Below are 26,987 nucleotides of genomic sequence, written 5' to 3'. Positions count from 1 at the left end.
GGAACAGCCAGCAAGAGGCAGCGAGGCCATGCGCGAACCAGACCGCATTATCCGGATAAGGACCGTCCTGGCCAGGACCGGGCTGTCCCGGTCGACGATATACCGCAAGATCGCCGAGGGCACGTTCCCAGCCCGGCTCAAGATCAGCACCAACGGGGCCGGTTGGCATGAATCCGAAATCAAGCGATGGATCGCAGATCCGATCGGATGGCGTCCAATAGCCGAGTTCGATGAAGTCCGGTGATTCTCCCGCCTCGAACCCGCTAGAGCAGCCGATTGCTTTCGTTCGTTGGCAGGCACTTCCGATTGCTGCACCGATAAAGGTATCGCTGTTCATTCGAGTTGGATCGAATTCAGTTGCTGCGTTTGGCAGAGAGGGGATCGCTCATGGCTCACCGGGAAGGCACGGTACTAAGACGAACAATCCGGCGGCATCAGCTCCGTGAAATGGTTCCTCTCGCCGACAGCACCATCTACGAAATGGAGCAGCGCGGCGAATTCCCGAGACGCTTCGCCCTCTCTCCTCGCTGCGTCGTGTGGGACCTAAGCGAAGTGGAAGCCTGGCTTTTGCTGCGCCGGAGCGCCCCCCTCACCCGCGCTCCACATCCAGACGTGAAACTGCGACGAAGCCGTCCGGTCAAAGAGCAGGATCAGGCTCGAAGATCGGCATCGAAGGCGGAATGAGGGTTGGTGCGTACTTTTGCCCCCCGACCCACGCGTCGATAATGTTCGACCACTCCTGCATCATGTGCCGGCGCTGCAACTCATACTCCGCCTTGTTGTAGACCCCGCGCGACGAGCGACCATCCTCGTGCGCCAAGCACTTCTCGATCCAATCGCTGTTGAAGCCGAGCTCGTTGAGCAGCGTCGACGCTGTCCGCCTGAGGTCGTGGACCGTGAAATGTTCGAGCGGCAGCCCCTCGCTGCGGGCGCGCTCGACGACCGCGGTGGTGACACGATTGAAAGTCGCCCGTGACATCGGGCTGTCGGCATCATATCGAGATGGAAGCACATATCGCGAGTTGCCGGCACAGGTCTTCAGCGCAATGAAGATATCGAGCATTTGTCGCGAGAGGTACACATTGTGCGCCTTCGAGCGCTTCATCCTCTCCTTCGGGATGGTCCAGACGGCATTCTCGAAGTCGACCTCGTCCCAGGTCGCATCCTGTAATTCGCTTTTGCGCACCATCGACAGAAGATAGAGCCTGACGCCCAGCCGGATTGTCGGCAGCGTCGGAACGTGCTCGAGCTGCTTGAGCATGATGCGGATTTCCGAGGGCGACAGCGAGCGATCGCGAGGGACGAACTGCGCGATGGAAGATGGCCCGACGTCGTCTGCAGGATTGGCGACCTTCTCGCCGTGCAGAATCGCAAAGCCGTAGATCTGCTTGACGATGTCGCGGACGTGAATGGCGGTTGCCGGCGCGCCCCGCTCGACGATGGCCGCACAGTGCTTTCGCAAATCGTCCGGCGTGATTTCGGACAAGAGTCGCTTGCGCCAGGGCGGCAGCAGCTCCCGCTCGAAGATTGAACGGCGCATAGCCCGGGTGCTGTCAGCCATCGGAGCCGCCGTGAGCCACTTCTCACCAAACTCTCCGAATGCCTTGGCCTCCATCAGGCGCCGTTTGGCGCGCTGCTTCTCGATGGCTGGCGAACGCCCCTCCTTGATGGCGCGCCTCGCGTCGATGCAGAGTTCTCTTGCTCGTGCAAGCGACAGGTCGGCCGGACCGTATTTGCCGAAGGTGATGGTCTCCCTGCGTCCGTTCATCCTGTAGTCGAGCCGGAACGAGATCGAGCCCTTCGTGCTGACGAGGACGTACATGCCGTCCCGATCGGTGACCTTGTAGGACTTTTCCTTTGGTCTCAGGTGCTTAAGCGCAGCATCGGTCAGCATTTGTCCGCCTTCTGGGTTCGATACCGTCACGCCGGTTTCGGCCGCGGATCTGAAGGAAAGCGACGCCATTTCAATTGGTTGGACCAAAAAAAATACCGTCAGGGCTCATTTCGAGCTGACGGTATCGAACAAAACGGGGTGGCAATAAGGAAGCCGATGCCGTCAAACAGTCCGGCACTGGCGACCTTAGTCCACCGATAGTCCGCGATAGGAGCCGGCGGAATTTATTTTTCGTGTCAGTCAGTTAGGGCGTAGATTTGAGTAGATCCGGCTAGCTCTGGCTAGCCGCGAATTATTCCCACTCGATCGTCCCCGGCGGCTTGCTCGTGACGTCATACACCACCCTATTCACGCCCTTCACCTCGTTGATGATGCGCGTCGCGGTGTTCCCTAAGAACTTCATGTCGAACGGATAGAAGTCCGCCGTCATTCCGTCCGTCGAGGTGACGGCGCGCAGGCCGACGACGTAGTCGTAGGTGCGGCCGTCGCCCATGACGCCGACGGTCTTGACGGGGAGCAGCACCGCAAAAGCCTGCCAGATGGTGTCGTAGAGGCCGGCTTTGCGGATCTCGTCGATGTAGATGGCGTCGGCCTTGCGCAGGATGTCGAGCTTGTCGACGGTGATCTCGCCGGGGCAGCGGATGGCGAGGCCGGGGCCCGGGAACGGGTGGCGGCCGACGAAGACGTCGGGCAGGCCGAGCTCGCGGCCGAGCACGCGGACCTCGTCCTTGAACAGCTCACGCAGCGGCTCGACCAGCTTCATGTTCATGCGCGCCGGGAGGCCGCCGACATTGTGGTGCGACTTGATCGTCACCGAGGGGCCGCCGGTGAAGGAGACGCTCTCGATCACGTCGGGATAGAGCGTGCCCTGCGCCAGGAAATCGGCGCCGCCGATCTTCTTGGCCTCGGCCTCGAACACGTCGATGAAGAGTCGTCCGATCGTCTTGCGCTTCTGCTCCGGGTCGGTGACCCCGGCGAGCTCGCCGAGGAAGAGTTTTGAGGCGTCCACATGCACCAGCGGAATGTTGTAGTGGTGCCGGAACAGGTCGACGACGGTCTCGGCCTCGTTGAGCCTGAGCAGGCCGTGATCGACGAACACGCAGGTCAGCTGGTCGCCGATCGCCTCGTGGATCAGCACGGCGGCGACGGCGGAATCGACGCCGCCGGAGAGGCCGCAGATCACCTTGCCTTGGCCTACCTGCGCGCGGATCTTCTTGATCTCCTCGGCGCGGAAGGCGTGCATGGTCCAGTCGCCGCCGAGGCCGGCGATGTTGCGCACGAAGTTGCGGATCAGCTTGGCGCCATCAGGCGTGTGCACCACTTCGGGGTGGAACATCAGGCCGTAATATTTGCGCGTCTCGTCCTGGATCACGGCGAAGGGCGCGTTCGGCGAGACACCGGCCACCGAGAAGCCCGGCGGCATCTGGGTGATGCGGTCGCCATGGCTCATCCACACCTGGTGCTGCTCGCCCGGTTGCCAGACGCCATCGAACAGGCGGCTCGATGTCTTGACCTCGACGTCGGCGCGGCCGAACTCGCGGTGGTGGCCGCCTTCGACGGTGCCGCCGAGCTGGGCGGCCATCGTCATCTGGCCGTAGCAGATGCCCATCACGGGGACGCCCGAGTCGAAGATCAGCTGCGGGGCGCGCGGGGAGCCGGCCTCGTGGACCGATTCCGGGCCGCCGGAGAGGATCACGGCCTTGGGCTGCATCTGCCGGAAGGCGGCCTCCGCCTTCTGGAACGGCACGATCTCGCAATACACGCCGTCCTCGCGCACCCGGCGCGCGATCAGCTGCGTGACCTGGCTGCCGAAATCGACGATCAGGATCTTATCGTGGAGCGCGGCCACGGAGGTCTCGGCGGCGGCGCTGGCGGGGGTGTCGGGCTGGGCTGTCATGGCAAGGAATTACGCCGCGGCGGGGGGACTCGCAACCCTTGCCAGCGGGCGATTCACCGGTCTGTCGTTGACTGAAAGGCCCCCTCCCAGATCTCCGTCATGGCCGGGCTTGTCCCGGCCATCCACGTCGATCGACGCGGTTGGAACGACGTGGATGCCCGGGTCAAGCCCGGGCATGACGACGGAGAGAGATGGGGCCGTAGGGGTGGGCAAAGGCCCTGGCACGATGGGGCGTTTGGACCACACTGGCGCGCGCCGTGCCCACCGTCGGGCGGCGTCCGCCGCGGTGAGACGGAGGGCACGGCGCCATTGCGAGCTCGCGTGTGGAGACGAAGGGGCCGCGCCTTTGCCTACCCGACGATAGCCGAGGGTGGCGCGACCACCTCCCCCGTCATTGCGAGCGCAGCGAAGCCATCCAGAGTCCCGTCCGCCACCCTGGATTGCTTCGCTGCGCTCGCAATGACGGAGGAAAGAGCTTTGACGCGGAGAGACCTCGGATGGCGGAGAGAGCTTATGCCTTCTTCAGCACCGACACGAAGAACCCGTCCGTCCCGGTGCGGCGGGGGGTCATCAGCCAGCCTTCGTCCGACTTCAGCGCGGCCTCGGCAAAGGCTTCGGCCTTGTCCCAGAGGACGGTGGCGGTCTGGTCGGGGGGCTGGATGGAAAACTCCGGGTGGCGGGCCACGAAGCCGCGGACCTGGTCGCCGTTTTCCGGCTGCAGCACCGAGCAAGTGATGTAGGCGATGCGGCCGCCGGGCTTGACCAGACCGGCCGCCCGATCAAGCACTTCGGCCTGGTCCTTCAGCCGGATCTCGAGCGCGCCGGGGCGCATGCGCCATTTGGCGTCGGGGTTGCGGCGCCAGGTGCCGGTGCCCGTGCAGGGGGCGTCGATGACGACGAGATCGGCCGAGGCCCTGATGTCGGCGAGCGGGTCGGCGTCGCCCTTCGGGCTGCGGACATCGGCATTGTGGACGCCGGCGCGCGACAGCCGCTCATGGATCGGCGCGAGCTGGCGCTTGTCGTCGTCGGTGGCGATCAGCCGGCCCTTGCCGCCCATCATCGCTGCCAGCGCCAAGGTCTTGCCGCCGGCGCCGGCGCAGAGATCGATCACCTGCTCGCCGGGCTTGGCCGCGGTGAACAAGGCCGCGAGTTGCGAGCCCTCGTCCTGGACCTCGATGGCGCCCTTGATGAAATCCTCCTCGGCATGGATGCCGGGATTGCGCGCATCGGCCCCGAGCGTGATGCGCAGGCCGATCGGCGACCACGGCGTCGGCACCGCGCCGAGATGCTTCAGCGAGGCCTGAACCTTCTCGCGCTTGGCCTTCAGCGTGTTGACGCGCAAATCGAGCGGCGCGCGGCTGGCCATCGCCATGGCCTCGGCGACGCGGTCGTCGCCGAACACGGCGGCGAGATACGGGTCGAGCCAGTCGGGATAGTCCCCCGCGACCGGCGACGGCGCGCCCTCGGTGGTGCGCGAGGCCAGCGCCTTCTCCTCCTGGTCGGTAAGCGGCGGCGGCGCAAAGCGGCTGCCGTCGCACATCGCGCCGATGGTCGGCACATCCAGGCCGCGCTCGAGCTTGAGCATGCCGAGCACGCGGGCGCGGGCGCTGTCGTCCTCCATCACCCAGGCGCTGGAGGCGCGGCGGCGCAGCACGTCCCAGACCAGGCCGGCGATGGCGGCGCGGTCGCCGGAGCCGGCGAAGCGGTGGCTGGTGCCCCAGTCCTTCAGGGCCTTGGCCGCCGGTGCCCTGTCGGCCTCGATGGTCTCGATGATGTCGATGGCGGCGGACAGCCGGGCGGCGGGGGTCATTGAACAATCCAAGCTAGAGAAGAAGCAGCATCTTCAACGCGAAATACAACCACATCGCCAGCAGCACCAGCGCCGAGGCGGTCCAGGCAAGCGAGCGCTGGCGGCCGTCCGCGCCCCGGAGAAGCCCGGCATTGACGAAGCGGGTGACCACGAACACCCAGGACAGCAGCACGATCGCCAGATCGGCATGGCGCAGCGGCAGCGCCAGCGCGATCAGCGCATAAAACAGCGTCGGCAGGCCGAATTCCTCAGCGGCCTCAGCGGTCTTGGCGCGTCCCTTGGTCCAGAACAGAAGCGCGAAAGTGAGCCCCACCTCGACGAAGACGGGCAGCAGAACCATGGTCAGCGACATCGAAGATCCCCCTTGAGGAAAGCCGAAGGCCCGGCGCGACGCCGGGCCTTCATGAATGAACCGGTTCCCTCAGGACTCCCGGCAACCGTCCGTGGTTCCCGTATTTTTGCGGTCGTGCTCAACTTTCACATCAGCTGTGGCTCAAGCCTTGTCCGGCCCGACCCGCACCAGCTGCTTGCCGAAATTGGCGCCCTTGAGCAGGCCCATGAAGGCGTCCGGGGCGTTCTCCAGGCCCTCGGTGACGTGTTCCTTGTACTTGACCTTGCCGTCGCGCACCCAGGCCGACATGTCCTTCAGGAAGTCGCCATGGCGGCTGGCGAAATCCGAGACGATGAAGCCGCGGATGGTGAGCCGCTTGGTCAGGACGTTGCGCATCAGCGCGCCGGCCCATTTCGGCGCCACCGACTGGGTGTCGTTGTAATGCGCGATCAGGCCGCAGACGGGCATGCGGGCAAAGGCGTTGAACAGCGGGAACACCGCCTCGAACACCGGGCCGCCGACATTCTCGAAATAGACGTCGATGCCCTTGGGGCACGCCGCTTTCAGCTTCGCCGCAAGATCGGGATCGCGATGGTCGAGGCAGTCGTCGAAGCCGAACTCGTTCTTCACATAGTCGCATTTGTCCTTGCCGCCGGCGATGCCGATGGCGCGGGCGCCCTTGATCTTCGCGATCTGGCCCACGGCCGAGCCGACCGCGCCGGACGCCGCGGCGACCACCACGGTCTCGCCCGGCTTGGGCTGGCCGATGTCGAGCAGGCCGGTATAGGCGGTCATGCCGGGCATGCCGAGCACACCGACGGCGGTCGAGATCGGCGCCAGCTTGGGATCGACCTTGGCGAGGCCCTTGCCGTCGGAGATCGCATGCGTCTGCCAGCCGGCGCGCGCCAGCACGATGTCGCCGGCCTTGAAGCCGGGATTGTTGGAGGCGACCACCTCGCACACGGTGCCCGCCTCCATCACGCCGCCGACCGGCACCGGCTGCGCATAAGACGGCCCGTCGCTCATGCGCCCGCGCATATAGGGATCGAGCGACAGCCAGATCGTGCGCAGCAGCACCTCGCCGGCGCCGGGCGTCGGAATGGCGTGCTCCTCGAGGCGGAAGTCACTCGGCTTGGGCTCGCCGACGGGACGGGCGGCGAGAACGATGCGCTTGGCTTGGGACATCAGATGTTTCCTCTTTTGTTGGTGTGACGGTCGGTGCCGAACCCAAAGGAGCCGTCATTGCGAGCGAAGCGAAGCAATCCAGGGCGGCGTGCGCAACCCCTGGATTGCTTCGTCGCTTCGCTCCTCGCAATGACGGAGAGAGCGGGCGTGTGGCTTACGCCCCGCCCGGATAGTTCGGGCTTTCGCGCGTGATCGTGACATCGTGGACGTGGCTCTCGCGCAGGCCCGCGCCGGTGATGCGGACGAATTCGGCCTTGCCGTGGAATTCGCCGAGATCCTTGGCGCCGACATAGCCCATGGCGGCGCGCAGACCGCCGGCGAGCTGGTGCATGACATTGCCGACCGGGCCCTTGTACGGCACCTGGCCCTCGATGCCTTCAGGCACGAGCTTCAACGTATCCTTGATGTCCTGCTGGAAGTAGCGGTCGGCCGAGCCGCGGGCCATCGCGCCGACCGAGCCCATGCCGCGATAGGCCTTGTAGGAGCGGCCCTGCCACAGGAACACTTCGCCCGGCGTCTCGTCGGTGCCGGCGAGCAGCGAGCCGACCATGGCGACGTCGGCACCGGCGGCGAGCGCCTTGGCGAGGTCGCCCGAGAACTTGATGCCGCCGTCGGCGATCACGGGCACGTCGGCCTTCTTGGCGGCCTCGACCGCATCCATGATCGCAGTGAGCTGCGGCACGCCGACGCCGGCGACGATGCGCGTGGTGCAGATCGAGCCCGGGCCGATGCCGACCTTGACCGCGTCAGCGCCGGCATCGATCAGCGCCTGCGCGCCGTCGCGGGTGGCGATGTTGCCGGCGATCACCTGCACCGCGTTGGAGATGCGCTTGATGCGGTTAACCGCTTCCAGCACGCGCGAGGAATGGCCATGCGCGGTGTCGACCACGACGAGGTCGACGCCGGCCTCGATCAGCTTCTCGGTGCGCTCGAAGCCGCCCTCGCCCACCGTCGTCGCCGCCGCGACGCGCAGCCGGCCCTGCGAGTCCTTGCAGGCGAGCGGATGCGCGACCGCCTTCTCCATGTCCTTGACGGTGATCAGGCCGACGCAGCGATACTGATCGTCGACGACCAGCAGCTTCTCGATGCGGTGCTTGTGCAGGATCTTCTTGGCCTCGTCCTGGCCGACGCCCTCGCGCACGGTGACGAGGTTCTCATGCGTCATCAGCTCGGAGATCTTCTGCCGCGGATCGGTGGCGAAGCGCACGTCGCGGTTGGTGAGGATGCCGACCAGCTTGCCCGGAATGCCTTTGCCGCCGCCGGTGACGACGGGAATGCCGGAGAAGCCGTAATCCTTCATCAGCGCCAGCGCATCGGCGAGCGTCGCGTCGGGCGCGATGGTCAGCGGGTTCACCACCATGCCGGATTCGAACTTCTTGACCTGGCGGACCTGCGCGGCCTGGCCCTCGGGATCGAAATTGCGGTGGATGACGCCGATACCGCCGGCCTGCGCCATCGCGATCGCCATGCGCGCCTCGGTGACGGTATCCATGGCGGAGGCCATGATCGGGATGTTGAGCGGGATTTCACGCGTCACGCGCGAGCGGATGTCGACCTCGGAGGGAAGCACATCGGAGAGGCCCGGCTTCAAGAGCACGTCGTCGAAGGTAAAGGCTTCGCGAAGTGTCTGCACGGTCGCCATCGTCAACTCCTTGTCTGCGGCCTGATACGGCCGCGATGCTGATGCGGATGAGCGGCGGCGCCGTCGAGACCATGCCTCGCCGTCGAATCGATGCCCATCGGTGGGGTTGACGCGGGTCGATAGCATGGGCCTGTGACGAATCAAAGGGCCGATCCGTCACCATCCGGCGATTACGCGGGATGGCGGCGGAGAGCCTTAATTTTCGCGTCACGAGCAATAAAAGATCGCGCAGGGCGCGATTCCGGAGCGGAAGTTCCGTTCCTGGCGACCCCCGCCAGGACTCAGCGCCACGCGCCCGGCGGCGGCCCGTAACGCCGGATCGCGTCCACTACCTCCCGGTGACGCCGGTCCTCCCGCCGCATGTGCACGGCGATCAGAGCGTGCGCCGAGGGCACCAGCAGCAGCACGTGGAAGAACAGGCCGAGGACCAGGCACACCACGCACAGCGCCAGATTGAACACCGCCGCGAACGGCTGCCCGTTGAACAACAGGCCCAGCGGCGGCACCAGAGCGGCGAGCAGGTAGATCATCGGCACATCTCCAACAAAGGGGACGCGACAGCGTCGCGCTGGATCTAGTGGGCCATGCCGCCAGCGCAATGGCCTCGTTCGTCGCAGGGTGTTAAAGCCGCACCGCCCGCGTCTCCCTCCTCCCGCCACCGACATCCGATGAACAAGCAACGCGTCATTCCGCTGATCGTCGCCACTGCCCTGTTCATGGAGAACATGGACTCCACGGTCATCGCGACCTCGCTGCCGGCGATCGCCAGGGACATCGGCACCAGCCCGCTGACGCTGAAGCTCGCCATCACCTCCTATCTGCTGTCGCTCGCGGTGTTCATCCCGGCGAGCGGCTGGACCGCCGACCGTTTTGGCGCGCGGCGGGTGTTCTCGAGCGCCGTCGCCGTGTTCATGATCGGCTCGATCGGCTGCGCGCTGGCGAACTCGGTCGAGAACTTCGTGTTCGCGCGCATCCTGCAGGGCATGGGCGGCGCGATGATGACGCCGGTCGGCCGGCTCGTGCTCTTGCGCTCGGTCGACAAGAGCGCGCTGGTCGGCGCCATGGCCTGGGTCACCATCCCCGCGCTGATCGGCCCGGTCATCGGGCCGCCGGTCGGCGGCTTCATCACCACCTATTTCTCCTGGCACTGGATCTTCCTGATCAACATTCCGATCGGCATCGTCGGCATCATCATGGCGCTGCGCTTCATCGATCCGATCAAGAGCGACAATCCCGAGCCGTTCGATCTCTATGGCATGGTGCTCGCCGGCCTTGGCCTCGCCGGTCTCGCCTTCGGCCTCTCGGTCGCGGGTCTCAATTTGCTGCCCTGGTCGGTGGTGGCGAGCCTGGTCGCGATCGGCGCGATCTCGATGACGCTCTACGTCCGCCACTCCTGGCGGACCAATTCGCCGGTGCTCGACTTCTCGCTGCTGCGGCTGCCGACCTTGCGGGCCTCGATCGTCGGCGGCTTCATGTTCCGGCTGGGGATCGGCGCCCTGCCCTTCCTGCTGCCGCTGCTGATGCAGCTCGGCTTCGGCCTGTCGCCGTTCCAGTCGGGCCTCGTCACCTTTGGCTCCTCGGCTGGCGCGATGGGCATGAAGGCCTTGGCCGCGCGCCTCATCCGCGCCTTCGGCTTCCGCCACCTGATGACCGTCAACGCGGTCGTCAGCTCGGTCTTCCTGGCCGCCTGCGCGCTGTTCACACCGGCGACGCCGCTGCTCCTGATCGTCATCATCTTGTTTGTCGGCGGCTTCTTCCGCTCGCTGCAGTTCACCGCGATCAACACCGTGGCCTATGCCGAGGTCGAGACCGCGCAGATGAGCCGCGCCACCACGCTGACCAGCGTCAACCAGCAGCTCGCGATCTCGGCCGGCGTCGCCGTCGGCGCGTTCTCGGTGGAGACCACGATGTGGGCGCATGGCGCGAGCCAGCTGACCGCCACCTCTTTCGCGCCGGCCTTCATCGTCGTCGCCATCACCTCGGCGCTGTCGTCGTTCTTCTTCTGGCAGATGCCCGACGATGCCGGCAGCGAGATCTCGGGCCGCAAGGTCGCGGCCATCGCCAGCCGCAAGGGCGCCGAGAAAGGGGTGGAGAAGGCAGCGACCAAATCGGCCAGCGAAACCACGCATGACGCGCGGGATCAGCGGCTGGGTTAGCTGATCCCGGCTTCGTCATCGGGCCCGGGCGGGAGCGACGCCTGGACATGGGCTGGCATCGATAAGTCCCCGGATATCATTGCGCTCCGGACCGGGACGCTGAACCCGCCTCGAATGAAGCGGGTCCAGCCACGGAGACGCCGACTACTTCTCCGGCATCATCGATGAGTGCAGATGGTCGATCTTCCAGGCGCCGTCCTCGTAGCGATAGATGAACGAGTAGCGTGCCTTGACGTCCGACTTGGCGCCCGTTGCAGGATCGGTCAACGTCACCGTCCAGGTGCCGAGACGCGTCGCCGTGTTGCAGTCCAGCTCGACCGTCGATGTATCGATGCGGCCGACCGGGCTGCTCTTGAGGAATTTGACGAAGTAGTCCTTGACCTCCTCCGGTGTGGTGCGCGGCGTGTTCGACACGGTCGCGAGCAGTACCGGCTTCTTGGTGAAAAGTGCAGTCACCTTCTCCGGATCCTTGGTCGCCCAGGCATCGTTGAAGCTTGTGAACAAGCCTTCGATTTGAGTTTCGGATGTCGTGGGACATTCCATGCTCTTGGCCTGGACGGCGCTCGCGGACACCAAAACGAGAAGAGCGGATACGGTGGACTTAACGATGGTAGACACGTCTGTCGTTCTCCTGCTGGACAGTGATCAGCACGTAAGAACACGCGGTCGATCAGCAAGAGGCTGCGACACTTTAACGAACATGTCTGACAACGAAATCCGACTTCACACTCATTAGTTGTTAGGACCAGCCCCATTTTCTCGCGGCACGCGCAGATTACGATTTCATGACAACGATCAACCTTGTACACCTGCCGCCGCTTCCAATCCTCCTCTTGTCTGCAAGACTCCGCGCAACCCGCGAGCGCAGAACGCCTCACATGCAAGGCGGCCTTTCAGGATCTGAACTGCATCCTTGGCATACAATAGGCCAACCGCGCACCGAGCGTCATCGCGCATCGAACTGGCCCGTCACCGTCAGCCGCGGGCCATGCGTGAAGCGGTTCGGCGTGAACGTCGTATCCTGCGTGTTGATCAAGGCATCGACCCGGTAGCTTCCGCCGAGCTTGACGTTCTCGTTGATCCAATATGACAGGCCGAACTGCAGATCGGCATTGAACAGCGCGGTGTTGCGCTCCGTGGAGACGGTGAAGCTGGTGCCGGGTTGCGCCAGTACCGGCACGCTGGCGGACGACTGGGACCTGCTGTTGACGACGTTGCGCTGAACGCCGAACAGCACGGCAACGTCGCTGAGATAGTCCAGCGACCAGCGGCCGGCGAACGGGATCGAGCCTTCCACGCCGACACGCGGGCCGGCGCCGAGAAAGCTGTTGCGATTCGCGCCGTCGTTCGCCTGTGCGGCATCGACGTTGGTGAAGACCACGTTGCCGACATCGACGATGCTCGCATTCTGTCGCAGCAGATCGGAGTTGGTCGCACGGGTTTCGAAGTCGAGCAGCCGCAGTCCACCCTTGACCTGAAGCGCCCCCGGCCCGGTTCCGAACACGTCGCGCCCGATGGCGATATCGGCCAGCCAGCGCGATTCCTGATAGGTCGCATCGAACGTATCAGAGGCCGTGATGACGCGGCCCCGTCCAAGATCAAGCCGTCCGGACGACAGGATTTGCGCGCTGGCCTGGCCGCTCTGACCATAGCGGAGCTGGCCGCTGACGTGCCATGGCGAGCCAGCGATCAGATAGTCGAAGCCGGTGGCGGCCTCCCAACCGACCTTGGGCGTCAGATCGAGCGGCGGGGACACGGTCGTGTTGGGAAATGCAGCGAGCGCCGTGCCCGCATCCTGGAAGAACCGGTCGCCGCCGCTCCAGATGGCGCCGCCTTCCCCCCAGATCTTCAGCACGCCGCTGGCCGGACGAGCCGGTGCCTTGTAGGCGCCGGGACCATCTGCCGATGCATAGCTCTGATAGGGATCTCTGGCTTCCAGTCCCGCGCGCAGAGAAGCTGGCGCCGCGCTTCGGTCTGCGGCCAGCCGTCCTGAGCCGGCTGCACCATTCGAGGACGCCGAGCGCATCGGCTCGGAGTTCTCAGCCGAGCGCAGCCGGCCGTTCTCCTCACGCAGCCGCTTGTTCTCGCGCAGCGCGGCGTTCTCCATCCGCATCGCTGCATTCTCCCGCTCCAGCCTTGCCAGTCGGGCATTCAGATCCTCGACCTCCGCAGCCGAGGCGCTTGCGGATGCAAGCACGAGGCTGAGGATCGAGACGTTACGACGAAGCGCGGTGCTCATGGCCATTCCTATCTGCAATCGGAAAACAGCGAGGTTGCTGCTTGCCAAAATGCGGAAGCCGCACGCCTCCGCCAAATGATGGAGACCGGCCAAGATTGGGCGAGCGTGACCTGGAGGCCACATCAGCGGAGCGGCACGGGGTTGCGACCGAGCGATGGAACGCTTCGCCGCGAGGTTTCGTTCTGATCGGATGACCGAAGAGCTCGCACCGCGTCATGCCCCGAGCCCGGGGCTCACTCCCGCCCTCGGACGCAACATTCAGGCGCTGGTCGACCGCCGCAAGCGCGAGGAGACGACAGCAACAACGCAGCAAAAGGTCGCCGCCTCGATCACGCGCTTCACGGGATCGAAGATCTTCAGGTGCATCACCGCCCGGCGAAGCCGCGTCGCGCCAGCCCGGCCAGTGCACCACGCAGGCGCGCGCGGCCGGTGATGACGCCGCAGGAGGAACTGAACAGGCGAAGCACCAACTGCCGCCGCTGCGCTTCGGACGGCTGGAGACGGAGATGCATCGTCGTCTTGGAGACGGCGCTCACCGACGCCTCGATCCATCCGAGACCATCGAGATGCAGCGGCAATCGGCTTCCGGGCGTGGTCAGGCGCTGATGGCGCAGGCCGGCGACCCGTGCCGACGACAGCGACAAGGCCTCGATGCGGCACGGCACGACTTCATTGTCCTTCGCGAGCCAGCCGGCTTCACCGCTTGGGAACAGATCCTCGCCCCGCGGCAACTCGAAGCAGACCAGGAATGCGATGAAGGCGATCAGCATGGCAATGCCAGCCCACATCAGGTTGAAATAGTCGATCGACGAGATCTCGCTGGCGGCTGTCGGCGATATGAAAGCCCAGACGATGCTGGCCGCCGAGCTTGCGGCGATGAGCCCGAAGAGTGTCGCCAGCTTGGCGTGGACCCGCGGCCGGGAGCGGTCGCCACCTTTGTCAGTGACCTTGAAAGGGCGGCCGAACGGCCGGATCAGCGCGCTGAGCAAGGTGGCCGTGACGGCAAAGCAGGTCACCGCATGCGTCGCCTCCATGAACAGCGGCAAGGTGCGCGCCCGCGAAATCCAGCCCATATAGATGATCATGCCGAGCAGTGCCGGCACGCCGTAACGCAGGAACGAGAGATAGTCTGCCGCGAAGGCCGGCAGGCCTGCGAACCAGTAGATCGGCGGCGCGATCAGCAGCAGCACCATGAACGGCTTGCACAGCCAGTTCAGCACGCCATGCAGAAAATGCCAGCGCTGGGTGAAGCTGTAGCCGCGGCTGCGCAGCGGTCCGTCGCGCAGCAGCGCGACCTGGATCGTGCCGAGGCACCAGCGCGCGCGCTGGGTGATGTATTCCGGCACGCCCTCCGCCGAGAGACCGAAGCTGAGCGGCTCGTTGAGCCAGACCGTGCGCTGACCGCGCCTCAGCAGCGTGTAGGTGAGATTGAGGTCTTCCGAGATCGCCGCATGGGGGAAGCCGCCGATCTCGGCGAGCCGCTCGCGGCGCACGACAAAGGATGTGCCGACGCAGAACGCGCAACCCCAGGCATCCTTGGCCGGCTGGAACACGTCGAAAAAGAAGCGCTGATCGTCGACCCAACTGCTGGACGAGAGCAGATTGTGCTGGATCGGATCGGGATTGTAATAGAATTGCGGCGTCTGCACGACAGCGATATCGGGCTCGGAGAGCAGCAAGCCGACGGTGCGCTGGAGGAAGTCGCGCCGCGGCGCGAAATCGGCATCGAGCACCAGGATCACCGGCGCATTGGAGAGACGCGCGGTCACTGCCAACGCGTTGTTGAGATTGCCGGCCTTGGCGCCCTTGTTGTCGGGCCGGGTCAAATGGCGCGCGCCGACCTCATCGCAGAAGGCGCGCAGCCAGTCGCGACGGGTGTCGTCGAGCACCCAGACGGTGTTGTCGGGATAGTCGAGCGCCAGCGCCGCCAGGATCGAGCGCTCGACGATCTCCATCGGCTCATCATAGGTGCAGATGAAGACATCGACGGCCGGCTGCTCGCCCCGCGCCGCCAGCGCGCGCCGCGCGGCATCGGCCTGCGCCGAGCGGTCGACGCTGCGGGTGAGGATCAGGATTGACATCAGCGTATAGGAGATCGCGATGATCTCGAGCGTGATGAAGAGACGCGGCCACAGCGCCTGCAAGGTGAGATCGAAGCTCGGCAGCGTGTCGTTCCAGCGCCACAGCGTGTAGATCAGCAGGAGCGTGGCCGTCGTCGCTCCCAACAGGGCGCGATCGCGCCATCGCTTCGGGTCGAGCAGCCTGGCCATCGCCAGGAGCCCGAGCAGGACTCCAAGGTCGGTGGTCAGCACCGACGCAGCATCGCTGGGAAGTGGAAACATCAGGGCACCTTCGCGCCGGTGAACGGATTCCAGCCGGTCTCGGCGAGCACCGCCCAGGCGGTAGCCCCGAGATGCGGTCGCTTGTAGTAGAAGAAATCGGGGATCGTGCTGGTCCCGCTCGGATCGATCGACAGGCCCGTGCTCACACGCGCGCTGCGCGTCGCGTTGAGGAGCCCCGATGACGTTCCATCGTTGCGCATGGCCGCCAGCAGCTGCTGGCTGGCCGCGGCGTTGCCGACAATGCGATAGGCCAGCGCGGCCTGCGCCGTGCCCTCGACCCAGACGCCGTCACGATCGCCGTTGAAGTCGAAGCCGTCGTCGACGGCGAGATGGGCTTGCGCAAAGCCGAGCGCCTTGCGCCAGTCGGGCGCATCCGGCACCGCCATCCACGGCCAGAGCTGCACATCGAGCGCGAGAAGGTTGTCGTCGGCGAGGCTGCCATCCGGTTTGGTGCCGAGCAGGAAATGATCACCGCGAAAGGTGCGATCGAGCAGCCGGCTCGCCGTCTTCGCAGCGTCCCGGTAGCGCGGCGCGGAGGTGAGTCGAAAGAGCCATGACGCGACGGCGTAGACGTCGGCATTGTGCTCGGTCGACATCCAGGTGAGGCGCACCTGCTGCGGATCATAGCCGTGAAAGCCGCCGCTGAAGCCATCGGACCCGTGGCTCGCATTGGCGATGATCCAATCCATCAGACGCTTTGCGCCGGACAGATAGGCGGCCTCGCCCGTCGCTTGATGCAGCGTCAGCAGCGCCAACGCCGCCCAGGCGACATTGCCAGTCGCGGTGCCGTCCTGCGCGGGGTCCTCGCCCCAGATGTTCTTCTGGCTATCCCACCAGCCCGGCAGCAGGGCCGCGCCGCGACCGAGGGGACCGGCGCGATAGGCATTGCGCAGACGCCCGTCATCGAAGGTGCGGTCGTAGGTAGCCGCCTGCACCAGGGCGTTGCCGATCGTCCGCGCCTGATCGACACGCTCGCAGGCGACCAGCGCGATCGCGGCGAGCGCATTGTCATAGACGAACGCCGTGGTCGAGAGACCGAGCGGCAGGGCGTCCTCGTCGGCGCCCGGCTCGTAGCTGCGGATGAAGGCCGCAGCCGTGCCTTTCAGCCCGGGTTCGACCGCCTTGACGAGGCCGGGACAGAACGACAGCTCGGCGCGCGCAGGCGATGTGCCGACCAGCACCATGGACAGAATGAGCATGGCGAGCAGCCTCATTGCGCCGACACCGCGCTCGACACCGGCAACCAAGGCTCGTCGAGCTGCGACCGCTGCGCGGCCGACGGCGATCGCAGCGCCTCGTCGAGCTTGGCGACGCCGGCCCGCCGTGTCGCTTCGTCCGGCGCTGCCGGATCGAGATCGGCCAGCGAGGCCACCAGATGTCCGAGCCGCCGCCACGTCACCGACATCGACGGCACGATGCCGTTGTCGCGGGTGACGGTGACCCACTGCCCGACCGTGCAGGCCGGCGTCGCCGCGGAGGCAGGCTCCGCGGCAGGCTTTTCATCGGCGGCATCTGGCGTGATCATGACATAGAGCTCGCGGCGCTCGGTCTGCGGAAACGGCACGGCGAAGCGCTCATCGACCTTGTCGCTGGTCTTCGGCAGCACGGCGCTGACCGTGCCGCTGCGATAACCGCCGCCCTCGATGCGGACCTTGGTGCCCGGCTTCATCGATTCACCCTGGCGATAGGAGAAGATCGCCACGACGAAGCGCTTGTCGCAATCGACCACGGAGGCGATCGTATCGCCGGCGCTGACCTGGCGTCCAGTCTCGGCGCCCACCGCGAGCACCCTGCCGGACCCCGGCGAGAGCACATCGGCTGCCGCGAGCCGGGCCAGCCGCGCGCTCTCGGATTTGAGCAAGCCTTCGAGATCGTCGAGCATCGCCGATTGCTGCTTCTCCTCGATCTCCATCCGTCGTGCGTCGAGGTCGATGTCACGGCGCTTCTGGCCGAGCATGTTGAGCGCGACCAGATCCTCGCCGACATAGATGCCGGCGTTGAGCGCCTTCAGCTGGGTCAGCTTCTGATTGAGCTTGGCATTCTGCGCGTCGGTGTCGTGCAGCGCCGCCGCATATTGCTGCTCGGTCGGCTTCAGCATCTCGGCGCTGGCCGCATCGCGCGCCACCATACGGTTCTGGCGGTCGACGATCGCCTTCTTCTCGCTGCTCATGGCGGCGGATTGCGCGACGCGGGCGCGCAGCTCCTCGATCTGCGACTGCAGCTGTGCCTTCAACTGGTCGGCCTGGCTGGCGATCTCCTGATCGAGGGAGGCGACGTAAGCGAGGTCCGATTGATGCTTGGCGCGGGTCGCGTCGAGCTTCTGGCGCGCGTCGTCGGCCTTTTCCTGCAGCGAGATCAGGGTGGTCCGGTCGAGCCGCGGATTGGTGATCTGGGCCAGACGATCGCTGCTGCGCACCTCGCCGCCGGATGTCGCCGTGAGCGACTCGACCTGGCCCGAGATCGGCGAGGTCAGCAGCATCACAGGCGCATCCACGACGGCGCGGTCGGATTGGTCGGCCACGATCGGCGGCACCACGGCCGTCAGCATCAGCGCCGACAAGATGCCGGCGACGCCGAAGGCGGAGGCGCGCAGGATCACGGGATGGCGCGACTGGTCTGTCCTGGGGGCGACGCGCGGCGCGGGCGATGGCTTGAAACCGTCATCGAAGCGATCGGTCATCGGGTCTCTTTCGGTTTGGGGTGACGCCCCGAAAGACGCTTCCTCGGATGATCCGGAGTTCCAGGCCCCGGTCTCGATGTTCAAGCGCAAACCAGATCACGCGCACATCGTTTCATGCCGAGGCCGATCTTCGCCCCCTCCCCGCGGTCACGTTATGTTGCAGCGCGGTCGTCGGATTCCCGCTTGCAAGCCACACTCAGTCCTCATTCGCCTTGAAGCGGCCGAGCCCCTTCAAGATGAACGGCGCAATCAGCGCAATCAGCGCGACCACGAGCAGCGTCGCCGAGATTGGCGATTGCAGCAAGGTCATGGGATCGCCGAGGCTGATCGCGAGCGCGCGGCGCAACTGGCTCTCCGCGATCGGCCCGAGGATCAGGCCGACGACGACGGGCGCAATGGGGAAGTCGAAGCGCCGCATCAGGAAACCGAGCACGCCGAAGCCGGCGAGCATCGACAATTCGACCACCGATGGCTTCGCGGCGATCGTGCCCATGGTCGCGAAGACGAGGATGCCGGCATAAAGCCACGGCGTCGGAATCTTCAGCAGCCGCACCCAAAGGCCCACCAGCGGCAGGTTGAGCACCAGCAGCATCGTGTTGGCGATGAACAGGCTCGCGATCAGGCCCCACACCAGATCGGGCCGCTCGGCGAACAGCAGCGGTCCCGGATTGAGGCCATATTGCTGGAAGCCCGCGAGCATCATCGCCGCCGTCGCCGAGGTCGGCAGACCCAGGGTCAGAAGCGGCACCAGCGTGCCAGCGGCCGAGGCGTTGTTCGCGGCCTCCGGACCGGCGACGCCTTCGATCGCACCCTTGCCGAACTGCTCCGGATATTTGGTCAGCCGCTTCTCGGTCGAATAGGACAGGAAGGTCGGAATCTCCGCGCCGCCGGCCGGCAACGCGCCGATCGGAAAGCCGAACGCGGTGCCGCGCAGCCACGGCTTCCAGGAGCGCTTCCAGTCCTCGCGCGTCATCCACAGCGAGCCTTTGACGGCCTCGATCTTCTCCTCCGTGTGGTGCCGGCGCGAGGCGACATAGAGCGCCTCGCCGACCGCGAACAGGCCGACGGCCAAGGTCGTCACCTCGACGCCATCGAGCAGTTCGGGCACGCCGAAGGCGAGCCGCGCCTGCCCCGTGAGCTTGTCGATGCCGACCAGGCCGAGCGTCAGCCCGATGAACAGGCTGGTGAGCCCGCGTACGGGTGAATCGCCGAAGGTCGCGGACACCGTGACGAAGGCGACGCACATCAGCGCGAAGTAATCCTCCGGCCCGAAGCGCACGGCGATGTCGACGAGGTAAGGCGACAGGAACGCGAGCCCGATGGTGGCGATGGTGCCGGCGACGAAGGAGCCGATCGCCGACGTCGCCAGCGCCGGGCCGCCGCGGCCGGCCTTGGCCATCTTGTAGCCCTCCAGCGCGGTCGCCATCGAGGCGCTTTCGCCGGGCGTGTTGATCAGGATCGCGGTGGTCGATCCGCCATACATGCCGCCGTAATAGATGCCGGCGAACATGATCAGTGAGCCGCCGGGATCGAGCTTGTAGGTGACAGGCAAAAGCAGCGCGACAGTGAGCGCCGGCCCGATGCCTGGCAGCACGCCGACCGCGGTGCCGAGAAACACACCGATCAGCGCATAGAGCAGGTTCATGGGCTGGACGGCGATCGCCATCCCATGTGCGAGCGCGGCGAACGTGTCCATCAGAGCAGTCTTTCGAGCGGACCGGCGGGAAGGCTCAAAGTGAGCAGACGGTCGAAGGCGAGATAGATCAGGGTCGTGAGCACCGCGCCGATGACGAGATCGGTGACGAAGTCGCGGCGGCCGAACGCGGCCGATGTCGTCACGAACAGCGCCGTCGTCGCCAGGATGAAGCCGCCGCCGAAGCCGATGATGGCGATCAGGAGCGCAAGGCCCGCCAGGATCAGCAGCACCGCGACCGGATCGGCGCTCTCGCGCGGCGGCAGGTTGCCTCGGACAGCGTCGATCAGATTGGCCAGCGCTAAGATGCCGAGCCCGATCGCAATCACGACCGGCATGACCTGCGGGCCCATGCCATACATCGTGGTCGCCGGGATCTGGTTGGCGTCGTAGACGAGCACCAAGGCGACGGCGGCCAGCAAGCCTGCGATGACGATGCCGGCCTTGTCGATGCCTCGCGAGGGTGGCTCCGCGCCGGCGCTCTCCGTCGTCATGACTTGACGAGGCCGACCGACTTCAGCACGTCGGTGACGCGGATGTTTTCCTTTTTCAGGAACTCGGCGAAGGCATCGCCGGGCAGATAGGCGTCATCCCAGCCCTTCTGCTTCAGGATGTCCTTCCAGGCATCCGACTTCACCATCTTCTCGACCGCGTCGGCCAGCGTCTTCTTCTGCTCCGGGGTGATGCCGGGCGGTGCGACGACCGAACGCCAATTGGCGAGCACGAGATCGATGCCCTGCTCCTTGAAGGTCGGAATATCGACGCCAGGGATGCGGTTTTCCGAGGAGACGCCGATCGCGCGCAGCTTGCCGCTCTTGATCTGCCCGTCATATTCGGACAGGCCGGAGATGCCGGCCGTGACCTTGCCGCCGAGGATCGCCGCCAGCGACTCACCGCCGCCGGAGAACGGGATGTAGTTGACCTTCTTGGCATCGGCCCCGACAGTGCCGGCGAACAGCGCGGCCATCACGTGATCGACACCGCCCGCCGAGCCGCCGGCAAAGGTCACCTTGGCGATGTCGGCCTTTAGCGCCGCCGCGAGATCTTGCGCGGTCTTGATCGGCGAATTCGCCGGCACGACGATGACCTGGATCTCCTCGGTCAGGCGCGCGATCGGCGTCACCTGCTCGAGCGTCACCGGCGACTTGTTCATCGCGAGCGCGCCGACCATGACGAAGCCGTTCACCATCAGTTGGTTGCCATCGCCCTTGGCGCCGTTGACGAATTGCGCGATGCCGACCGTGCCGCCCGCGCCGGCCACGTTGGTGACCTGGACGCTGCGCGCGACGCCGGATGCGACGAAGGCTTGCTGCATCGCCCGCGCGGTCTGGTCCCAGCCGCCGCCGGGCGCCGCAGGCGCCATCACCTTCAGTTCAAGCTGCTGGGCAGAGGCCGGGGCGCCGGCCAGGACGATCAACGCGACAGCTGCGCCGCACAGGCGCGCACACAACCACTTCAAGGACCCCTCCACGGCCGGCCACGCGGCTCTCGTTTCTTGATATTGCGTTTCGAAAGCAGCGATACGGCCAGGATGGCCAGCCTGCGGCGATCGCGCGCCCCATCGCCGCTTTCGAATTCTCAAGATAATGCAATAGCTTACAGCCAAAGCGGGGGCATTCAAGGCGCCGCCCTGCGACAGGATGGCGCACCCTCCCCGCCGGCATCGCAGGCGCCGGTGGCGGCTCGGAGCCTAGCCGCAGGTCCAGACCATGCCCACTGGCGTCCGGGTCCAGCATGGCCCGAAGCTGCCGCCATTGTAATGGCCGCGGTAAAAGCCGGGCTGGCCGAAATAATGCCACTCGCCATTATAGAGAAGGTATTTCGGCGTGCCGTCGATGTACCAGTGACGGCGGTTGCCGCGCGGCCCGTTGCGCATCGCCTCCTTGTCCGCATAGAGCGGCAGGCTGTTATTGGGAGGCTGCTTGTAGCCAGGCAGGAAGCCGTAGCCCTGCCAGCGCTGCGCCTTCCGCTTGTGCGCCGGCGCGGCGAGCGCGATTGCGGGCAACAGCAGCAGGAGCGTCACGATCGAAACGATGAAACGATGCGGCATCAAGGCGGCCCGCTGGACTGGATGTTTCGGATCTTGAGCTTGATCGCGCGGCACGGCAATGGCCGTTCCGTCATGAAATGTTTCAGTGATGCCGCCGGTGCGCGCGACGCGGCGGAGGCGGCGGTGGTGCGAAGAACGGATTGAGGTCGCACATCGCCGCCCGGCCCGACGCCGTTGCGCGGCATTGCGGCAGCGACGTGTAGCTGCAGTCGATCCACTCGCCCCCCCACCGGCCGCCTTCATAGACCTTCATGCACACGGGATAGCGCGGATCGTAGGCCTGGGCGCGAGCCGGGCCTGATACGACGACCCCGACCATCAAACCGAGCGCGAGGGCGCTCCAGCTCAGGATACGCATGCAGGACCTCCGGAATTTGCGTCTCGTCGGCGCAGGCCGATTCCCGAGACCTTGATTGCATCTGCTCTGTATCGTCAGCGCGCAACGGTCGCAATGACGCCGTTACAACAGCTCGGCCGGCTCTCCGCCGCGAAAGCCCATCGCCAGCACGTAGCGCTCCGAGGAATCCTGCCGGCTGGCGGCCGGCTTGACGTGGCGGACGGTGGCGTAATCGCGCTTCAGCTGCGCCAGCAGCTCGGCATCGGCGCCGCTCTGAAAGGTCTTGGCGAGGAAGCTGCCGCCGGGCTTGAGCACCTCGCCGGCAAAATGCGCGGCGAGTTCCACCAGACCGACGATGCGCAGCTGGTCGGTCTTGCGATGGCCGGTGGTGTTGGCGGCCATGTCCGACATCACCACGTCGGCGCGGCCGCCGAGCATCGCCCGGAGCTTCTCCGGCGCATCCTGGGCATGAAAGTCCATCTGCGTGAAGGTGACGCCGGGGACCTCGCCCATTTCCAAGAGATCGATCGCGATGACCTTGCCCTTGCCCGCTTCGGCGCCGACCCGGCGCGCCGCGATCTGGCTCCAGCCGCCGGGCGCCGCGCCGAGATCGACCACGGTCATGCCGGGCTTGAGCAGGTGATATTTGTCGTCGATCTCGATCAGCTTGTAGGTCGCGCGCGAGCGATAGCCGTCGCGCTTGGCTTGCGCGACATAGGGATCGTTGAGCTGACGCTCCAGCCAGAGCTTCGAGGACAGCTTGCGCTTACCTCCGGTCTTGACCTGCACATGCATGCGGCCGGTGGTGTCTTTTGCCATGCGGGTCTCTGTGTCGTGACCTGTGCTCCGTCGACGGGATCGAAAGATCCACGAGGCGACAACAGCAGATGGGACGTCCACCCTCCCCTGGAGGGGGAGGGTGAAGAATTTACGCCGTACGGAGCGCCCCGTCCTCGCGCATCATCTCCACCAGCATGCCTTCGCGCAGGCCCCGATCGGCGACGCGCAGCCGTGGCAGCGGAAAGGATTGCCGGATGGCATCGAGAATGGCGCAGCCGGCCAGCACGAGATCGGCCCGGTCGATGCTGATGCAGTTGTTCTCGGCGCGCTCCTGGTAGCTCATCGCCAGCAGCTTGGCGATGGTCGCGGTGATGTCGGCGTCATTGATCCAGATGCCGTCGACCCGGCGACGGTCGTAGCGTGCGAGGTTGAGATGAATGCCCGCCAGCGTCGTCACCGTGCCGGAGGTGCCGAGCAGGTGCATGCCGGCGAGATCTCCGCCGTTCTCCGCCGCGAACGGACCGACATGTCCGGCCACGTCCTCGACCATGGCGGCGTAGATCTCAGGCGTCACGTCGCGCCCGCCGAAGCGCTCGGCGAGCGTGACGACCCCGAGCGGGATCGACATCCACGCCTTGATGCGTGGCTCGGCATGACGATCGGAAGGATCACGCTCGATCCGGACCAGCTCGCTGGATCCGCCGCCGATATCGAACAGGATCGCCCCGCGCCCGGACGGATCCAGCAGCGGCGCGCAGCCCTTCACGGCCAACGCCGCCTCGGTCTCGCGATCGATCACCTCGAGCTCGATGCCGGTCTCGGCCGCCACCCGGCTGCGGAACCCCTCCGCATTGGCCGCCGCGCGGCAGGCCTCCGTCGCGATCAGGCGCAGGCGCCTGGCCTTTTTCGATTGGATCTTATCCCGGCAGATGCTGAGGGCGGCGATCGCCCGATCCATCGCCGCGTCGCTGATGCAGCCGGTGGTCGAGATGCCCTCGCCCAGCCGGACGATGCGCGAGAAGGAATCGACCACGCGAAAACTGTCGCCCGAGGGACAGGCGATCAGGAGCCGGCAATTGTTGGTTCCGAGGTCCAGGGCCGCATAGACGCTGCCGCCATTGCTGGCGCAGGGCTGTGACGCGACGTCCAGACCCGGATGCAAGCCGGGCTCCAGGTTCCCGCGCGGCGTGGGATCCTCCCGCAGCCGCGTGTCATTGATCATTCAAATGTCTTTCCGCTGGCCGAACCGGCCCAGATGGAAGTTCTCTTTCGTGAGACATTATCAGTGGATAGCCCCGGCGCAACAGCCCCTCCGTCAGGCGTGATGCACCATTCCTAATCAACCGTTGTCCGGCCGCAGGGGCTGCACTATCTGGGAACAGCCCGCATTTGCGCCTCATCCAGCCTCCCGGATCGTTCATCCATGCAAGATCACACCTCGCCGGCTTCCCTCGAAAACGCGATCGCGCTGCAGAAATTCGGCGTCGGGCAGCCGGTCCGGCGCAAGGAGGACGACACGCTGGTCCGCGGTCACGGCAAATATACCGATGATTTCAACCTGCCGGGCCAGGCCTATGCCTGGATCGTCCGCTCCAGCCATGCCCATGGCATCATCAAGGGCATCGACACGACGGCCGCCAAGGGCATGCCGGGCGTGCTCGGGGTGTGGACCGGCGCTGATCTCGCCGCGGCCGCCTATGGCCCGTTCACCTGCGGCCTGCCGCTGAAGAGCCGCGACGGCTCGCCGCTGCTGCAGACCAATCGGCCGGCGCTTGCCACCGACAAGGTTCGCTTCGTCGGAGATCCCATCGCCTTCGTGGTGGCGGAGACCGCGGCCCAGGCCCGCGACGCGGCCGAGGCGGTCGGGCTCGACATCGAGCCCCTGCCCGCGGTCACCAACGCCGAGGAGGCGACCAGGCCCGGCGCGCCGCAGCTCTATGACCACATCCCGAACAACGTCGCGCTGGATTACCATTATGGCGACACTGCCAAGATCGAGGAGGCGTTCGCGAAAGCCGCGCATGTGACCAGGCTCGACATCGTCAACACCCGGGTCGCCGTGGTGTCGATGGAGCCGCGCGTGGCGCTCGCCGCGTTCGATGGCAAGACCGAGCGCTTCACCTTGCAGGTGCCGACGCAGGGCGTGTCCGGCAACAAGGCGACCTTGGCAAAGATCCTCAACGTCGCGCCGGACAAGGTCCGCATCCTCACCACCAATGTCGGCGGCTCCTTTGGGATGAAGAACGTCTCCTATCCCGAATATGTCTGCATTCTGCACGCCGCCAGAGAGCTCGGCCGCCCTGTGAAGTGGCGCGACGAGCGCACCACCGCCTTCCTGTCGGACAGCCAGGGCCGCGACCAGATCATCCATGGCGAGCTCGCGCTCGACGCCGACGGCAAGTTCCTCGCCGTGCGGCTGTCCGGCTATGGCAATCTCGGCGCCTACATCATGGGCGTGGCGCCGCTGCCGCTGTCGCTCAACACCGGCAAGAACCTCGCCAGCGTCTACAAGACGCCGCTGCTCGGCGTCGACATCAAGACCGTGCTGACCAACGTCACCCTGATGGGCGCCTATCGCGGCGCCGGCCGGCCCGAGGCGAACTATTTCATGGAACGGCTGATCGACACCGCGGCGCGCGAGATGGGCATCGACCGCCTCACCATCCGCAAGCGCAACTTCATCAAGCCGAGCCAGATGCCGTTCCCGGCGGCCTCCGGTGTCACCTATGACTCGGGTGATTTCGCCGCGGTGTTCGAGAAGGCGCTCGCTGTCTCGGACTATGCCGGATTCGCCAAGCGCAAGCGCGAGAGCCGTAAGAATGGCAAGCTGCGCGGCATCGCGGTCGGCTCCTATCTGGAAGTGACCGCGCCGCCATCCGGCGAACTCGGCAAGATCACGTTTGACGCCGATGGCGGCGTGACCCTGACCACTGGCACGCTCGATTACGGCCAGGGCCATGCCACGCCGTTCGCGCAGGTGCTGTCGGCGCAGCTCGGCGTGCCGTTCGAGAAGATCCGGCTTGAGCAGAGCGACTCCGACCTCGTGCGGTTCGGCAACGGCACCGGCGGCTCGCGTTCGATCACCGCGACCGGCCAGGCGATCGTCGAGTCGTCGCAGCTCGTCATCGCCAAGGGCAAGCAGGCGGCGGCGCATCTGCTGGAGGCCTCGGAAGCCGACATCGAGTTCGCGGGCGGCCAGTTCACCATTGCCGGCACCGACCGCAGCATCGACATCATGGAGCTGGCGCGGCGGATGCGCGAGGGCAAGATGCCCGAGGGCGTGCCGGCCTCGCTCGACGTCGACCACAATTCGACGGCGACGGAGTCGACTTTCCCGAACGGATGCCATGTCTGCGAGGTCGAGATCGAGCCGGACACCGGCGTCGCCCAGATCGTCGCCTATACCGCGATCAACGATTTCGGCACCGTGATCAACCCGATGATCGTCGCGGGCCAGCTGCATGGCGGCGTCGCGCAAGGCATCGGCCAGGCGATGATGGAGCACCTGCGCTACGACGAGAGCGGCCAGCCGATCACGGGATCATTGATGGACTACGCGCTGCCGCGCGCCTCCGACGTGCCGATGATGACGGTCGACAATCACCCGGTGCCCGCCAAGAGCAACCCGCTCGGCACCAAAGGCTGCGGCGAAGCCGGCTGCGCCGGCTCGATGGCGAGCGTCATCAACGCCGTGATCGACGCGCTGTCCGACTACGGCGTGAAGCATCTGGACATGCCGCTGACGACCGAGAAGATCTGGCGCGCGATCCAGGACGGCAAGGCGAAGTCGGCGGCGTGAGCGGCGCGTTAGTGGGGCCGATGAGTGAGTGCCCCTCTCTCTCCTCCGTCATGGCTGGGCTTGACCCGCCTGCGGGGCCGAAGCCCCTTCGGCGCGGCGTAGGCCCGGCCATCCACGAGCCGCAGGTGACGCACGACGTGGATGCCCGGGAC

Annotated in this window: 23 protein-coding genes; 4 read left to right on the top strand and 19 right to left on the bottom strand. The window is 66.0% G+C overall.

Annotated elements, in window-relative coordinates; translation table 11 throughout:
* Positions 1 to 28: 28 nt before the first annotated feature.
* Together HL671_RS13560 and HL671_RS13555 are read left to right on the top strand one after the other, a co-directional pair.
* Positions 29 to 244, top strand: a complete 216-nt coding sequence (locus HL671_RS13560; protein WP_172236671.1) for a helix-turn-helix transcriptional regulator — start codon at positions 29 to 31, stop codon at positions 242 to 244.
* Between the two features lie 143 nt (positions 245 to 387).
* Positions 388 to 684, top strand: coding sequence for a helix-turn-helix transcriptional regulator (locus HL671_RS13555; RefSeq protein WP_172236670.1), 297 nt, complete (start codon positions 388 to 390; stop codon positions 682 to 684).
* On the opposite strand, the gene HL671_RS13550 is transcribed toward HL671_RS13555, so the two are convergent.
* The 7 genes from HL671_RS13550 to HL671_RS13520 all read right to left on the bottom strand — a co-directional run bounded on the left by HL671_RS13550 (position 638) and on the right by HL671_RS13520 (position 9,289).
* A complete protein-coding gene (locus HL671_RS13550; RefSeq protein ID WP_172236773.1) occupies positions 638 to 1,894 on the bottom strand; it encodes a tyrosine-type recombinase/integrase in 1,257 nt (418 codons plus the stop codon). The genes HL671_RS13555 and HL671_RS13550 overlap by 47 nt on opposite strands.
* A gap of 292 nt (positions 1,895 to 2,186) precedes the next feature.
* Positions 2,187 to 3,791: a glutamine-hydrolyzing GMP synthase gene (gene guaA, locus HL671_RS13545; RefSeq protein ID WP_172236669.1), complete on the bottom strand. Its 1,605-nt coding sequence runs from the start codon at positions 3,789 to 3,791 to the stop codon at positions 2,187 to 2,189.
* 511 nt (positions 3,792 to 4,302) lie between these two features.
* Positions 4,303 to 5,601 (bottom strand): RsmB/NOP family class I SAM-dependent RNA methyltransferase, encoded by a 1,299-nt coding sequence (locus tag HL671_RS13540; RefSeq protein WP_012043711.1) that lies wholly within the window; start codon positions 5,599 to 5,601, stop codon positions 4,303 to 4,305.
* A gap of 13 nt (positions 5,602 to 5,614) precedes the next feature.
* The gene (locus HL671_RS13535; RefSeq protein WP_172236668.1) at positions 5,615 to 5,953 is read right to left on the bottom strand and encodes an MAPEG family protein; all 339 of its coding nucleotides are present in this window, start codon (positions 5,951 to 5,953) and stop codon (positions 5,615 to 5,617) included.
* Between the two features lie 141 nt (positions 5,954 to 6,094).
* Complete coding sequence (locus tag HL671_RS13530) at positions 6,095 to 7,117, bottom strand: NADP-dependent oxidoreductase (RefSeq protein ID WP_012043709.1); 1,023 nt, start codon at positions 7,115 to 7,117, stop codon at positions 6,095 to 6,097.
* Positions 7,118 to 7,271: 154 nt separating this feature from the next.
* Positions 7,272 to 8,759 carry an IMP dehydrogenase gene (gene guaB / locus HL671_RS13525; RefSeq protein ID WP_012043708.1) on the bottom strand — a complete coding sequence of 496 codons (1,488 nt, stop codon included), beginning with the start codon at positions 8,757 to 8,759 and terminating at the stop codon, positions 7,272 to 7,274.
* A gap of 281 nt (positions 8,760 to 9,040) precedes the next feature.
* Positions 9,041 to 9,289, bottom strand: coding sequence for a hypothetical protein (locus HL671_RS13520; protein WP_012043707.1), 249 nt, complete (start codon positions 9,287 to 9,289; stop codon positions 9,041 to 9,043).
* Between the two features lie 138 nt (positions 9,290 to 9,427).
* Between HL671_RS13520 and HL671_RS13515 the strand changes: the two genes are divergently transcribed.
* Positions 9,428 to 10,915: an MDR family MFS transporter gene (locus tag HL671_RS13515; RefSeq protein ID WP_012043706.1), complete on the top strand. Its 1,488-nt coding sequence runs from the start codon at positions 9,428 to 9,430 to the stop codon at positions 10,913 to 10,915.
* Positions 10,916 to 11,059: 144 nt separating this feature from the next.
* On the opposite strand, the gene HL671_RS13510 is transcribed toward HL671_RS13515, so the two are convergent.
* From HL671_RS13510 to HL671_RS13455, 12 genes are all read right to left on the bottom strand, one after another.
* Positions 11,060 to 11,533, bottom strand: a complete 474-nt coding sequence (locus HL671_RS13510; RefSeq protein WP_041750703.1) for an SgcJ/EcaC family oxidoreductase — start codon at positions 11,531 to 11,533, stop codon at positions 11,060 to 11,062.
* A gap of 328 nt (positions 11,534 to 11,861) precedes the next feature.
* The gene (locus tag HL671_RS13505) at positions 11,862 to 13,154 is read right to left on the bottom strand and encodes a hypothetical protein (protein ID WP_172236667.1); all 1,293 of its coding nucleotides are present in this window, start codon (positions 13,152 to 13,154) and stop codon (positions 11,862 to 11,864) included.
* A 365-nt stretch (positions 13,155 to 13,519) separates the two neighbouring features.
* A complete protein-coding gene (locus HL671_RS13500) occupies positions 13,520 to 15,496 on the bottom strand; it encodes a glycosyltransferase family 2 protein (RefSeq protein WP_172236666.1) in 1,977 nt (658 codons plus the stop codon).
* Positions 15,496 to 16,710 carry a hypothetical protein gene (locus HL671_RS13495; protein WP_172236665.1) on the bottom strand — a complete coding sequence of 405 codons (1,215 nt, stop codon included), beginning with the start codon at positions 16,708 to 16,710 and terminating at the stop codon, positions 15,496 to 15,498. Before HL671_RS13495 ends, HL671_RS13500 begins: the two co-directional genes overlap by 1 nt.
* Positions 16,707 to 18,176, bottom strand: a complete 1,470-nt coding sequence (locus HL671_RS13490) for an HlyD family secretion protein (protein WP_172236664.1) — start codon at positions 18,174 to 18,176, stop codon at positions 16,707 to 16,709. Before HL671_RS13490 ends, HL671_RS13495 begins: the two co-directional genes overlap by 4 nt.
* 196 nt (positions 18,177 to 18,372) lie before the next feature.
* Complete coding sequence (locus tag HL671_RS13485; RefSeq protein WP_172236663.1) at positions 18,373 to 19,872, bottom strand: tripartite tricarboxylate transporter permease; 1,500 nt, start codon at positions 19,870 to 19,872, stop codon at positions 18,373 to 18,375.
* On the bottom strand, positions 19,872 to 20,363 hold the full coding sequence (locus HL671_RS13480; RefSeq protein ID WP_172236662.1) for a tripartite tricarboxylate transporter TctB family protein: 492 nt from the start codon (positions 20,361 to 20,363) through the stop codon (positions 19,872 to 19,874). Before HL671_RS13480 ends, HL671_RS13485 begins: the two co-directional genes overlap by 1 nt.
* On the bottom strand, positions 20,360 to 21,328 hold the full coding sequence (locus tag HL671_RS13475; RefSeq protein ID WP_172236661.1) for a Bug family tripartite tricarboxylate transporter substrate binding protein: 969 nt from the start codon (positions 21,326 to 21,328) through the stop codon (positions 20,360 to 20,362). The genes HL671_RS13480 and HL671_RS13475 overlap by 4 nt, the downstream gene beginning before the upstream one ends.
* Positions 21,329 to 21,559: 231 nt before the next feature.
* Complete coding sequence (locus HL671_RS13470) at positions 21,560 to 21,919, bottom strand: hypothetical protein (protein ID WP_041750700.1); 360 nt, start codon at positions 21,917 to 21,919, stop codon at positions 21,560 to 21,562.
* Positions 21,920 to 22,001: 82 nt separating this feature from the next.
* Positions 22,002 to 22,277 (bottom strand): DUF3551 domain-containing protein, encoded by a 276-nt coding sequence (locus tag HL671_RS13465; protein ID WP_083780670.1) that lies wholly within the window; start codon positions 22,275 to 22,277, stop codon positions 22,002 to 22,004.
* 102 nt (positions 22,278 to 22,379) lie between these two features.
* Complete coding sequence (locus HL671_RS13460; protein WP_012043695.1) at positions 22,380 to 23,075, bottom strand: RlmE family RNA methyltransferase; 696 nt, start codon at positions 23,073 to 23,075, stop codon at positions 22,380 to 22,382.
* Positions 23,076 to 23,184: 109 nt separating this feature from the next.
* Positions 23,185 to 24,258 carry a Ppx/GppA phosphatase family protein gene (locus HL671_RS13455; protein ID WP_012043694.1) on the bottom strand — a complete coding sequence of 358 codons (1,074 nt, stop codon included), beginning with the start codon at positions 24,256 to 24,258 and terminating at the stop codon, positions 23,185 to 23,187.
* A gap of 201 nt (positions 24,259 to 24,459) precedes the next feature.
* Between HL671_RS13455 and HL671_RS13450 the strand changes: the two genes are divergently transcribed.
* Positions 24,460 to 26,835, top strand: coding sequence for a xanthine dehydrogenase family protein molybdopterin-binding subunit (locus HL671_RS13450; RefSeq protein WP_172236660.1), 2,376 nt, complete (start codon positions 24,460 to 24,462; stop codon positions 26,833 to 26,835).
* Positions 26,836 to 26,987 lie beyond the last annotated feature (152 nt).

This window comes from Bradyrhizobium denitrificans (assembly GCF_013179005.1).
GTDB classification, from domain to species: Bacteria; Pseudomonadota; Alphaproteobacteria; order Rhizobiales; family Xanthobacteraceae; genus Bradyrhizobium; species Bradyrhizobium denitrificans.
This window is presented reverse-complemented; position numbering and strand designations above follow the sequence as displayed.